The following is a 12,217-nucleotide window of genomic DNA, read 5'->3' as shown; positions in this document are numbered from 1 at the left end:
CAATGATTAATAAGCGAATGGATTAACGCTTAAAGTGGTAACTTGCCTTCCCAAACGATCTGGCGGTAACGCTCGGCGTTGGTATCCCCTTCGGTGCTGAAAATCATCACAACAGCATCTTGGTCCAGGCCGATACTTTGCGCGAGTTTCTGACCTTCTGGGTGGTTTGCCAGTAGGTGTAATAGACCCATTGTAATTGCGCCTGACTCACCGCTGGTGACGGCTGGATCCCCTTTCAGCGGGTTCCCTAAAATACGCATACCTGTTGCGGCAACATTATCATCAACAGAGACAAACACATCGCTGCAATCACGCAAAATTGGCCAGGTAACAGGGTTTGGTTCGCCACAGGCCAGCCCGGCCATGATTGAGTTTAAGTCACCGGTTACGTTTACCATGCTGCCGTCATCGCTTGAGCCAGAGCGGAAGATACAGTCAGCCGCACTTGGTTCGGCGATGATGGTTTTAAAGTTGTTAGCCCCTAGCTTGTCAGCCAGGTAACCCAGAACACCACCAGCCATTGCGCCAACGCCTGCTTGCAGCATTACGTGTGTCGGCAGACCTTCTGGCAACTCGGCAGCCTGCTCGATAGCTTCGTCAGCCATTGTCATATAGCCTTGCGAGATCCAGGTCGGGATTTTATCGTAACCTTCCCACGCCGTATCTTGTACCAGCATCCAGCCGTTCTCTTCCGCAGTCTTATTGGCAAGGCGAACAGTATCATCATAGTTAACGTCAGTAACGATACACTCGGCACCTAGCCCCTTGATTCGGTTAACACTCGCCTGTGCTGAACCTTTCGGCATATATACAACAGCCTTTTGACCCATCTCGCGAGCGGCCCATGCTACGCCAGTACCGTGGTTGCCAGCTGTCGCTGTGGTAAATACCAGTGGTTTTTCTAGCTTCGAAGCAACCGTTTTCAGGTCGATTTCAGATATATCCATTTCCAGGTGTTCAGCAAGAAGACGACCCAGTGCATAGGAACCACCCAGTACCTTAAAAGCATTAAGACCGAAACGGTGCGATTCATCCTTTATCAGAATGGATTTGACACCTAGCTTAGCAGCAAGCTGAGGCAGCGAAACTAACGGTGTTGGCTGGTATCCATCAATTTGACGGTGAAATTCACGGGTACGCTGCGCAACTTCAGTTGTGAACAGTGAACAGGTTTCCCCGGTATAAAACTGGTTAGTAGATACTTTAAGCATAATCATCACTTCGAAAGGGGCTGAACAGGGATGAGACCATTACGAGTGTAGATGGCCTCACTTCAATATTACTGGTTGATAAAAGCGACGGCTTCTACTTCAACCAGTGCATCTTTAGGAAGGCGAGCTGCTTCAACACATGAGCGAGCTGGTGCGTTCTCGGTACCAAATACTTCGGTATATACCTCATTAAATGCGGCGAAGTTTTCCATGTCAGAAAGAAAACAGGTTGTTTTAAGAACCGTATCTAATGATGCGCCGCTTTCTTCCAGTACCGCTTTCAGGTTTGCCAGTGATTGACGAGCCTGCTCTTTAATACCGCCTTCAACAAAAGCCATTGTTTTTGGGTCTAGTGGTAATTGGCCTGAAGTGAAAACCATATCTTTGAATGCAAGACCTTGGGAATATGGGCCAATGGCTGCAGGGGCTAGATCTGTGTGGATTTTTGTTTTCATTATCTTTCTCTTTATTGTCAGTTATTACGATTTGAACTCACGGAGATACTTATAGATTGCATGGCGTGTGATTCCGAGACGTTCGGAAACCATTGCTGTCGCCTCTTTTAATTCAAATATGCCGTTTTCAAGCAATAGTTTGGTAATCGCTTTGTTTTTGCCTTTCAGATTAACCGATGCATCGCTCTCAATTTCTTGAATAGCATGATCAAGCGCCTGCTCAATCACATCAGTCGCACATGAACTGAAATTTTCACTAACAGTGACATGTGAATGGGCCATGTCTGGCATTAGTGTTTTGATAATTTCAGGAAATGGATGGGATAAGTTCATATTGATACAGAACAAGCCAATCGGTTTCCCGTTTTCTCCTGCTAATACGCAGGTGGTTGATTTAAGCAAAGAGCCGTCTTTACTGGTGGTGAAGTAACTTTTTGGCGTTACTTCGCCTGTTTTCTCGATCAGGCTCAGCATTTTTAGTCCCAGATCGGTGATCGGCGATCCAACCTTACGGCCGGTATGGTGACCATTAACAATCTTAACGACCGACTTTTCTAAGCTCTCGAACGAGTGAATCACAACCTCGCAGTGAGGACCGATAAAGTCAGCAATTGTGTCGGCTAACCGAAAATATGTAACCAAGAACTCTTTGTCTTTGTCAGTAAATTCTGCGTTAAACGATGAGTAAGCTGTTGTTTTCATTTGTGACCACTATTGTGAACTAAACTTGTTAACTATTTTGTTCCTCAGAAGGGCAAAAAGCAAGTTTAAAATCAACTTTGTGTAACTATAAGACTATAGATTGTGTGTTCAGGCAACAGTAAAGTTCACTAAATATAACTGAAGTTGACTGAAATCAACTTTTTAACCGATATGAGCCACTTTGGGTGCACAATAGTTAACTGCGCGATTCAGGTCACATTATTTAACTTAAATTCCAGTAATATTCAGCACCGTAATGTAAACAATATTGAACTGTGTGGCATTTATAGTTCACTTCTGTGCCCTATAGCCAGCCGCTACACAATAATGACAATAAGGAAGAGGTCGTAATGACTAATTATTTACAACGTGGTTTTGAACAGTCTGAATTTGAACATCGTACAGCTCGTGCACAAAAAGTGATGCATGAGATGAAACTCGACGCGATGATTTTTACCACTGAGCCTAATGTCCGTTATTTCACCGGGTTCCATACTCAGTTCTGGCATAGCCCGACTCGTCCTTGGTTCGTTATTGTGCCAGCAGAAGGCAAACCAATTGCGATTATCCCGGAAATTGGCGCCAGCGGTATGGCGGGGACTTGGGTGGAGAACATCATTACTTGGCCGTCGCCTCGTCCTGAAGATGACGGTATCAGCCTTGTGGCCAGTGCATTGAATTCATTGTCATGCCGTCACGGTCGAGTGGGGGCAACATTAGGTATCGAATCCCACCTACGTATGCCGGTTAACAACTACTTGAAGTTAACTACCATGGTGAAGAAAGACTTTGTTGATGTGTCATTAGCAATGCATGAGCTACGTCAAATTAAGTCTCAGGCTGAAATTGAGAAGACTCGCGAAATCTGCCGAATCACTAACATCGGCTTTAACAAGATTCCTGATTATGCCCGTGCAGGCATGACTGAGCGCGAAATTTGTAAGCAGTTCCGCGTCGATATGTTGTTAGAAGGTGCCGATGAATGTCCGTACATCATTGCGGGTTCTGGCCCTGATGGATATGACAGCATCATTATGGGACCAACAGATCGCATTATCGAAGAAGGTGATGTGCTGATCATCGATACCGGTGCAGTCCGAGATGGTTACTTCTCTGACTTTGACCGTAACTGGGCATTTGGTAGTGCCAGCGAACAGACAAAAGCAGCATACCGTGCAACCTACGAAGCAACCACCAAAGGCTTTGAAGCGGCGCGTCCAGGCGCGACAACCACTGACATCTATAACGCAATGTGGAAAGTGTTAGAGGCTAACGGCGCACTGGGCAATGATGTCGGCCGTCTTGGCCACGGCCTTGGTATGGAGCTGACCGAGCGCCCATCGAATACCGCGACCGACAACACGGTTCTCAAGCCGGGTATGGTGATGACCTTAGAGCCGGGCATGGTATATGCGCCAGGTAAATCAATGGTTCACGAAGAGAATATCGTGATCACCGAAGATGGCGCAGAGTGGCTGAGCGAGCGTGCTGAGCCTGAGCTAATCGTTATTTCATAACACAGATCCTTTGCCATGCCGGGTTATCGGCATGGCAGCAAAGCGTCATAACTATAAGAAAGATCATAATCATGCAAACGATTGAAGAGTTCCAAAAATTTGAAACACCTCTTACCCATGTACAAGCACCACGTATTGGTCGAGTGCACATAGGGCTTGTCCAGCTTAGCACCGACCACTCACTAGAAATGGACTGGGCAAAGTTACTCGGTACTCAAGCCGGCGTATTTAGCTCTCGCGTCTATTACAGCAGCGAAATGACACCTGAAGCGTTGGATCAGATTGCGACAGGTATCAGTGAAGCGTCGGACTTAATTGCCACAGGTTTGCCGATGGATGTGATGGCATTCGGCTGTACCTCGGCCTCTATCATTATTGGTGAAGAAAAAGTCGCCCATTTACTGACAAAAAATCGCGGCGATATTCCGGCTACCAACCCTTGGACAGCCGCTCAGGCAGCCTTCAAGCATTTGGGGGCGAAGAAAATTGCGGTGTTCTCTCCTTATCCGACAGAAGTGAACTTTCCTCTCTATCAACAATTGACCAATGCCGGTTTTGAAGTCGTGGTTCTTGGTTCGCTAGGTATTGAAAAAGACACCGATATCACAACCGTTTCGAAAGAATCTATGCTTCAGGCTCTTGAGCAAATCCTACCTGAATCTGGTGCTGATTTGGTCTTTATGTCCTGTACTAACCTGCGTGTACTCGACCATATTCAGGAAATTGAAGATAAGTTTGATATTCCTGTTGTTTGCAGTAACTCAGCGATGTTCTGGCATGCCATGCATCTGACTGGCAAGACGGCACAATGTCCAGGCTACGGACGTCTATTAAATCAATAAGAAATGACAGGAAAGGATTAGATCATGAGTAATACAGTAAAGGGTTGGATTGCGGCAATATTTATCGGATTGCTTTGGGGTATCCCTTGGATTGTGGGTACGCCTATTTTAGAAGTGATGGATGCGCAGGTACTGGTATGGGTTCGCTATACGGTTGCATTTATTACTTTGGGTGTCGTATTTAATGTTGGTTTATCAACTGGCAAGATGAAGAAAAAGGCGGACTTCAAGCTAACCTGGGATAACCGCAGTGATGTTTTCTGGGCTGCAGCCTGTGGCATCATCGGTCAGGGGGCCTTTAGTTACCTTTCATTCTTATCATTAGAATATATTACAGCTTCAGAAAATGGCGTTATTCAAGGTCTGATCCCTATCTTGATCCTGACTGTCGGATTCTTCCGACATAATGCCCGCTTTACAATATTGCAAATGCTTGCTGCTGTTGGTGCATTTATTGGTGTTGCAATCTTGGTTATGGACCCGAACTCAGAAACAAATGGTTTTAACATTGGCCACTTAATCTGTCTTGGTAGTGCCGCAAGCTTCTCTTGCACAGCATACGCTCGTGCAAAACTAGCCGAAAAATATGGCTCTGTAGCAACAATGTTCCATCAGTTTATCTTTGCATCGCTTGGCTTTGGTGTTTACCTGATGTTCTCTGGGGCTGACTTCTCTTCAGCGCTAGGTATCTTCAGTTCACCGCTACGAGTTCTATGTATTGTTATTCTCGGTGTTGGTATCTCAGGAACAAGTTACCTTGTGTACATCTACGCCATGGAACGTGTCGGTGTGGATGGTACCGGTATGGCATTGAACCTAATGCCGCTGTCATCGTTTGTGCTTGCCGTGTTCGCCCTGGGGGAAGCAGTAACTCCAATGCGTTTACTTGCGATGGCTGTGGTGGTTGTTTCTATGATGCTATTTATGAAGTTTGCTCATAAAGAAACAGCAGCAGAACCAAAAGTTGCAACTGAATAAAACTAACAAATCATGAGGCAGTACCAATTATGTACTGCCCATTTTGCATGAAAGAATTTTGCAATTTTAAAGGGATGTACCATGAGTATTACAAAAAAAGATGTATTTCTGGGTTGGGTTGCTGCAATTGCCGTTGCTGTAATATGGGGGGTCACTGGTGTTGTATCTAAGCCTCTGTCTATGGCTGTTGATCCAATGACATTGGTTTTCTTTCGTTACGTAACAGCGGTTATTGGCCTTTCCATCATATTTTTCTTCACGTCACGCAGTAAAAGCCTAAGCAAAGATTTGGGCTCATCGTTAAAAATAGAGAAAAAAGATTACCTGAAAATTGCTCTGTGCGGGATTGTCGGCCAAGGTGTGTTCTCACTGTTTAACTTTCTCTCTTTATCACATATCGGCGCGACGGAAAACGGTGTTATTCAAGGGATGCAGCCATTTGCCACTGTTTTCTTTGGCATGATGTTCATGAACTTCAAAATGAACAAAATCCAATGGGGGGCGTTTATTGCGTCAGCTATTTGTATTTATGCCATGAGTGTCGGTCCGACTAATACAATCGAAGGTGGTACGCCGTTACTGGGTTATGTCTACGTGACTTGCTCAATGCTGGCGCTGGCATGGACCGCACACTTACGTGCAAGTCTGGCGGATAAGTATGGTTCTGTTGTATCGATGCTTTACCAGTACATCTCTGTTGCGGCGCTCGGTATTATTGTAGTGTTTGCGATGGGACTGGATCTGTCCCAAATTTATATCATCCTCTCTAGTCCGTTGTTGATTGGCCTGTTGATTTTCTTAGGAACAGGTATCTCGGGTGGCAGCTACCTTATTCAGCTGTTTGCTTTTAAACGTATTGGCGTTGAGAAAGCAACAATGGCACTTAATTTAATGCCGTTAGTTGGTTATCTGGTTGCTGTTATAACACTTGGCGAGCAAATGGCGCTGGGTAAAACCATTATTGTTTCCCTCATTGTGGTTGCGCTTTACGTGTTCACCAAGTTTGAAACAACCGAAACTGACGAAAAAGTGCTTAAACCTCAAGAAGCTTAGTTAATCGATGTGCAGTGGCAAAGTATCGCTGCGCAGATTTTGTTGGAGAATAAAAATGACCATTGAACAGAACGTTATCGACTGGCGTCGTCACTTACATAAACACCCTGAATTTGGTACGGAAGAGTATAAAACATCAGAGTTTGTGGCCAGCAAACTAGAAGAGTTTGGGCTTGACGTTCATCGCGGTATTGGTGGTACAGGTGTTGTCGGGATTTTAAAATGTGGAGATAGCGACCGTTCTATTGGCCTGCGTGCCGATATGGATGCACTGCGTATCTGTGAGGCTAATACATTTGATCACGCCTCCGTTCACGATGGGGCTATGCACGCTTGCGGTCATGATGGTCATACAGCAATGCTGCTTGCCGCCGCACACGAGTTATCCAAGAGCAAAAACTTTGATGGCACCGTCTACTTTATCTTTCAGCCAGATGAAGAACGTGGTACTGGTGCAAAAGCCATGATTGAAGATGGTCTGTTTACTCGCTGGCATATGGATGCAATTTATGCCATGCATAATTTACCCGGCATTCCAGAAGGCCAGTTTTTGACTCGCCCTAGTTCGCTGATGGCCAGTGAGAGTAGTTTTGAGATTGATGTTATTGCGACCGGTGGCCATGCTGCGATGCCGCATATGGGCACCGATCCGATTGTTGTCGGTGCACAAATTGTGACGGCAATGCAGACGATTGTATCGCGTAACCTAAGTGCGATTAATGAAACCGCCGTTATTTCAGTCACAGAGTTTGCTACAAACGGAACTGTGAATGTTATTCCATCTCAGGTGAAGATTACGGGCGATACCCGTAGCTTTACGGATGAAGCCCTCCATAAGATTGAAAAAGCTATTGAACGTGTTGTCGCTGGTCAGTGTATGTCGGCAGGCGTGGACTATAAGTACCAGTTCAACAACAGCTTCCTTTCTACCATCAATACTCCGGAAGAGACCGCTCAAGCTATTAAAGCTGCCGAGGCTGTCGTGGGAGCTGAAAACGTGAATGGAAGCTGTGAACCTTTTACTATCAGTGAGGACTTCTCTTTCATGCTGCGAGAGGTGAAAGGGTGTTACATTCTTGTCGGTAATGGTCAGGGAGAATGTGGTGGTACCGCATTGCATAATCCTAACTACGACTTTAATGACAATATTCTGATGAAAGGGGTGCACTACTGGCAGACGCTGGTCGAGCAGCAGCTTGATAAAAATTAGAGTGCTAACCTAATTGTAATTATTTCCTACTATGATGGCAGAGGCTTGTATATGTACTGGCCACTGCCAGTCTTAAATACTACTTTGACACCTTAATTTCTGGATACGGTTTGTTTCATGTCGAGTTGTGAATTTATCTTGTTATTTATAGTGTGTTGATAAGTAGAAGGGGGTATTTTGAGAGCACTGAAAAAAGGATTGTTCTCTATTCTGTTCAGTCTTAAGTCTTTTTACTATCTTTCTTATCCGATGTTACAGCTATTATGTCTAATAGGTATAGGGGTAGGTATTATTCTCAGCTTTTCATCATCAGAAGTGAAAGATAGTAGTCACCTTATTACAACGATGTTTATATTGCTTAGCCTGTTCTTTGTATTGCTTAAACACTACTACCGAAACATATTGATCTGGTCAGATTCACGTTCAAACAATATCGTAAAGTTACATAGGTAAATAAAACCACAATAAACATTAATTAACTTTAAGTCTTCTACTTATGAAAATAAAATTTCAGCACAAGGTTGTATTTATATCATCCATCATTGTGTTTATTGCTCTGTCAGTATTATCTCTTCAGCAATACAAACAGGTTAAATCGCAAGTTGAGCCATTTATTCACCAAAGCATTGCAGAAATTGTTAATGGTGTAAAAACGACAGTCGATAGTGAAATTGTGTCAAAATCGCAATTGGCTACCTATACCGCACAGGTTATAGAGGACGACATTTCTACGGGCCATATTGCGAGCGTGATTAATAAGCTGGTTGCCAAGGAAGCTTTTTCCTTGATAGGCATGGGGTTTGAGAGCGATGGTCGTATCCAGAGCAACAATCCTAATTGGCAGCCGGGCAGTTTGTATGATCCGAGAACTCGGCCATGGTACAGACGTGCAAAAAGTGAGGGTAAAACTATTATTACGGCTCCTTACATGGGGGATACGGGTAGTATTTTAGTCTCGATTGCTACGCCTGTTTATAATAATGGTAGTTTTGATGCGGCTATTTTTTATGATCTAAATTTGGATCTTCTATCTGACACCATCAACCAGATCTCCTTATTTGATGCCGGCTACATATTCATGGTCAATAAAGGGGGAACGATAGTTTCTCATCCGGACCAGAATTTAGTTGGTAAAAAGCTTAAAGAGTTTATTGGTAATCAAGATATCAGTGAAAACTATAAGCTCATCGATTATAAAGGTAAGCCAACCTATATCGGCTTTACGCCTATTGATAGTCAGGATTGGTATGTCGGTGTAATTCTTGACTATGAAAAGGCGTATTCATCGATAATTCAGCTGCGCTCGTCATCAATGATGATGACAGTTGCCTTCGTGTTGATCTCTGTTCTCGCATTGGTGTTTTTGCTCAGGTACTTTATGCGCCCATTGGGGGGGTTAAATGAGGCAATGGAGGATGTGGCTTCAGGACAAGGCGACCTTACTCGCAGGTTAGATACCAATACAGATATTGAATTTTCCGAGCTAGCGACGAATTTCAATGCATTTACTGGCAAATTGCAGTTCCTTATTCAAGAAACCAAGCTCCTTGGGGCTGAAATTGGCTCAGGTGCCGAGGTTACAACCCAGGGCGCCAAGCTGACAGCGACGGATATTACGAATCAGCTGGCGGAAGTGGAGCAGCTGGCGACGGCAATGAATGAAATGGCTTCGACCTCTTCAGGTGTTGCGGGCAATGCACAGGGAGCCGCTGCTGCTGCACAAGAGGCAGATAAAGCTGCCGAAGATGGCGTTAATGTTGTCTCCCATACTACCGACGCGATAAGTACTCTGGCTCAGCAAATTGATGAGACGGTTGTTGTTGTTCAGGACTTGGAAAGCGCAACGGGAAATATTGAGTCGATTCTTTCGGTGATCAATGAGATTGCAGACCAAACTAATCTACTGGCACTTAACGCAGCTATTGAAGCTGCCAGAGCCGGTGATTCAGGCCGAGGCTTTGCCGTTGTCGCGGATGAAGTTCGAACATTGGCGCAGCGTACCCAGCAGTCGACAACTGAAATCCACAGCATGATTGCCCAACTTCAGTCCGGGGCTCGCTCAGCCACCAGCGTTATGGAAAAAAGTAAAGCTCTGACCGACGAAGCCGTCGCGAAGGCACTTGAAGCTGGTGGAGCGCTTAATCAAATTAAGCAGTCCATTATCCAAATTTCTGACATGAACCTTCAAATTGCCTCTGCGGCAGAAGAGCAGAGTTTGGTCGCGGAAGAAATCAACAACAATACGGTCAAGATAAAAGATCTTTCCCAGCAAGTGTCGGATCGGGCTCATGAGTCTTCTCTGCAAATGAATGAGCAGGTTTTGAAAGTTCAGCAGCAAGAAACGTTGTTGAACAAATTTATTGTTTGATTTCGCTTGATGACAGGAAGGGTATTATGTTTGCTCGAATACATGGCAATATTATAGCGACCATAGCGTTTGTCTTATGGGGGCTGCTACCCCTGTACTTTCAGTTTTTGCCTCAGGCTGATACCAATGAATTAATAGCAATGAGAATTATCTTCTCAGTACCATTAATGCTATTGATCCTAAAGTGCCTGAAGATACCCAGCCTGTCTTTTTCCCTGGCGATGAAGAATAAGCAGTCACTGTGCTTATGTTTTCTCGCCGGAATCCTTAACTGCGTTTCACTGTATGCCTTTACGTGGGCGATAACCAATGACAAGGTATTGGCTGCAAGCCTGGGCTATTTTATTAATCCACTGTTCTCCATTGCCTTTGGGGTGCTGTTTCTTAAAGACAGGCTTACTTGGGCGCAAAAAATGGCGGTGATACTTGCCGTTTGCGGTATTGGTTATCAAGTCTACTTCTATGGTGAGCTTCCTTGGTTGTCGCTCGTCATGGGCAGTTTTTTTGCGCTTTATGGGTTAACCAAAAAGTTTATCCGGTTCGACTCACTAACTTCCATGTCGGTAGAGGTGACATTGCTGATGCCGTTTGCGTTGGGTTATGTGTTGCTTGGATATCTGAACCAGAGTTCGACGGTATTGGCCGGCGATATGGCCACTTTCTGGCTGTATGCAGGGGCGGCTCCAGTTACCCTTTTGCCATTGGTGTTTTTTGCCCTGGCAGTTGAGCGAACAACGTTGACGATGATTGGCTTAACCCAATATATCGAACCCAGCCTCCAGTTTTTGCTGGCGGTCTGTATCTTTGGCGAAGTGTTAGATCAGGTGAAAGTGGTTAGTTTCAGTTTTATATGGCTGGGCTTAATATTGTGTACGCTCGAGGTGCTGCTCCTCTCTAAGCTTGCCTGGCGCCGGGCATAGACTATTCTTGCTGATAGAAAACATAGGATAACATTTCGGTAGCTATTATCGCTAAATAGGAAGCCTTATGCTCGACTATATCGAACCCGTATTTCGTCCACCCTCAGAGTGGAAGTCATTGATATTGCAAGTGACCAATGGTTGTAGCCACAACCGTTGTACTTTCTGCGATATGTATACCCAGCCGCAGAAGAAGTTTCGACCGAAAAAGCCTGAGGTTATCGAGCAGGAACTCCAGGCTATCGCGGAATCTGGCGTACGGGTGCACCGAGTTTTCCTTGCCGACGGTGATGCGATGACACTGCCTTTCCACCGCCTGAAACAAATTTGCGAGCTGATCAACCAGTACCTGCCCGGTGTGCAGCGGATTTCCAGCTACTGTCTACCGCGTAACCTGACCAACAAGACCACCGAACAGCTAGCAGAATTGCGCCAGCTGGGACTTAGCCTGATGTATGTGGGTTGTGAAAGCGGTGATGATGAGGTGCTGGAACGGGTAGAGAAGGGCGAATCCTTTGAATCTTCGCTGGTGGCCCTGAACAAGATCAAAGCGGCTGGGATGAAAAGCTCGGTGATGATCCTCAATGGCCTTGGCGGACCGGAGCTAAGCCAGCAACATGCTTTGAACTCGGCAAAGCTGATGAATGCTGCGCAGCCGGATTACCTGTCAACACTGGTGGTGTCGTTCCCGTTCGGCGAAGAGCGCTTTGCGGTGGGGTTCGATGGTAAGTTCCGCCAGCTGACCCAGCCGGAGCTGTTTCAGGAAATGCAGTGGTTGTTAGAGCATCTGGAGCTGGAAAAAACGGTATTTCGTTCTGATCATGCGTCGAACTACCTGGTATTGAAAGGTATCCTCGGACGTGACAAAGGTAAATTGTTGCAGCAGGTGAACTTGGCAATTAATCATCCGGATGTGATGCCATTACGTCAGGAGTGGCAACGTGGGCTGTAGTCTCCTGAC

The 12,217-nt window shown here is 45.4% G+C and carries 11 protein-coding genes; 8 read left to right on the top strand and 3 right to left on the bottom strand.

Annotated elements, in window-relative coordinates:
* Positions 1-29: 29 nt before the first annotated feature.
* The 3 genes from dpaL to MD588_RS08305 all read right to left on the bottom strand — a co-directional run bounded on the left by dpaL (position 30) and on the right by MD588_RS08305 (position 2,368).
* Positions 30-1,211, bottom strand: a complete 1,182-nt coding sequence (gene dpaL / locus MD588_RS08315; protein WP_265696621.1) for a diaminopropionate ammonia-lyase — start codon at positions 1,209-1,211, stop codon at positions 30-32.
* Positions 1,212-1,279: 68 nt separating this feature from the next.
* On the bottom strand, positions 1,280-1,666 hold the full coding sequence (locus tag MD588_RS08310) for a RidA family protein (RefSeq protein ID WP_265696620.1): 387 nt from the start codon (positions 1,664-1,666) through the stop codon (positions 1,280-1,282).
* Positions 1,667-1,690: 24 nt separating this feature from the next.
* Positions 1,691-2,368 (bottom strand): helix-turn-helix transcriptional regulator, encoded by a 678-nt coding sequence (locus MD588_RS08305; RefSeq protein WP_265696619.1) that lies wholly within the window; start codon positions 2,366-2,368, stop codon positions 1,691-1,693.
* Positions 2,369-2,718: 350 nt separating this feature from the next.
* Between MD588_RS08305 and MD588_RS08300 the strand changes: the two genes are divergently transcribed.
* The 8 genes from MD588_RS08300 to MD588_RS08265 all read left to right on the top strand — a co-directional run bounded on the left by MD588_RS08300 (position 2,719) and on the right by MD588_RS08265 (position 12,208).
* Positions 2,719-3,885 carry a M24 family metallopeptidase gene (locus MD588_RS08300; RefSeq protein ID WP_265696618.1) on the top strand — a complete coding sequence of 389 codons (1,167 nt, stop codon included), beginning with the start codon at positions 2,719-2,721 and terminating at the stop codon, positions 3,883-3,885.
* Positions 3,886-3,956: 71 nt separating this feature from the next.
* Positions 3,957-4,727 (top strand): maleate cis-trans isomerase family protein, encoded by a 771-nt coding sequence (locus MD588_RS08295; RefSeq protein ID WP_265696617.1) that lies wholly within the window; start codon positions 3,957-3,959, stop codon positions 4,725-4,727.
* Between the two features lie 24 nt (positions 4,728-4,751).
* Entirely contained in the window at positions 4,752-5,705 is a 954-nt protein-coding gene (locus MD588_RS08290; protein ID WP_265696616.1) for a DMT family transporter, read from the top strand.
* 81 nt (positions 5,706-5,786) lie between these two features.
* The gene (locus MD588_RS08285; RefSeq protein WP_265696615.1) at positions 5,787-6,758 is read left to right on the top strand and encodes a DMT family transporter; all 972 of its coding nucleotides are present in this window, start codon (positions 5,787-5,789) and stop codon (positions 6,756-6,758) included.
* A 55-nt stretch (positions 6,759-6,813) separates the two neighbouring features.
* The gene (locus tag MD588_RS08280) at positions 6,814-7,968 is read left to right on the top strand and encodes a M20 aminoacylase family protein (protein ID WP_265696613.1); all 1,155 of its coding nucleotides are present in this window, start codon (positions 6,814-6,816) and stop codon (positions 7,966-7,968) included.
* 502 nt (positions 7,969-8,470) lie between these two features.
* Positions 8,471-10,336: a methyl-accepting chemotaxis protein gene (locus tag MD588_RS08275; RefSeq protein ID WP_265696931.1), complete on the top strand. Its 1,866-nt coding sequence runs from the start codon at positions 8,471-8,473 to the stop codon at positions 10,334-10,336.
* Positions 10,337-10,362: 26 nt separating this feature from the next.
* Positions 10,363-11,256: an EamA family transporter RarD gene (gene rarD, locus MD588_RS08270; RefSeq protein ID WP_265696612.1), complete on the top strand. Its 894-nt coding sequence runs from the start codon at positions 10,363-10,365 to the stop codon at positions 11,254-11,256.
* 67 nt (positions 11,257-11,323) lie between these two features.
* The gene (locus MD588_RS08265) at positions 11,324-12,208 is read left to right on the top strand and encodes a radical SAM protein (protein WP_265696610.1); all 885 of its coding nucleotides are present in this window, start codon (positions 11,324-11,326) and stop codon (positions 12,206-12,208) included.
* Positions 12,209-12,217: the final 9 nt, after the last annotated feature.

The organism is Photobacterium obscurum, from assembly GCF_026191635.1.
GTDB lineage: Bacteria > Pseudomonadota > Gammaproteobacteria > Enterobacterales > Vibrionaceae > Photobacterium > Photobacterium obscurum.
This window is presented reverse-complemented; position numbering and strand designations above follow the sequence as displayed.

Bases quoted from the DNA above. Each gene is read 5' to 3' on its own strand.
- dpaL (WP_265696621.1), bottom strand. From the start codon at position 1,211: ATGCTTAAAGTATCTACTAACCAGTTTTATACCGGGGAAACCTGTTCA.
- MD588_RS08310 (WP_265696620.1), bottom strand. From the start codon at position 1,666: ATGAAAACAAAAATCCACACAGATCTAGCCCCTGCAGCCATTGGCCCA.
- MD588_RS08305 (WP_265696619.1), bottom strand. From the start codon at position 2,368: ATGAAAACAACAGCTTACTCATCGTTTAACGCAGAATTTACTGACAAA.
- MD588_RS08300 (WP_265696618.1), top strand. From the start codon at position 2,719: ATGACTAATTATTTACAACGTGGTTTTGAACAGTCTGAATTTGAACAT.
- MD588_RS08295 (WP_265696617.1), top strand. From the start codon at position 3,957: ATGCAAACGATTGAAGAGTTCCAAAAATTTGAAACACCTCTTACCCAT.
- MD588_RS08290 (WP_265696616.1), top strand. From the start codon at position 4,752: ATGAGTAATACAGTAAAGGGTTGGATTGCGGCAATATTTATCGGATTG.
- MD588_RS08285 (WP_265696615.1), top strand. From the start codon at position 5,787: ATGAGTATTACAAAAAAAGATGTATTTCTGGGTTGGGTTGCTGCAATT.
- MD588_RS08280 (WP_265696613.1), top strand. From the start codon at position 6,814: ATGACCATTGAACAGAACGTTATCGACTGGCGTCGTCACTTACATAAA.
- rarD (WP_265696612.1), top strand. From the start codon at position 10,363: ATGTTTGCTCGAATACATGGCAATATTATAGCGACCATAGCGTTTGTC.
- MD588_RS08265 (WP_265696610.1), top strand. From the start codon at position 11,324: ATGCTCGACTATATCGAACCCGTATTTCGTCCACCCTCAGAGTGGAAG.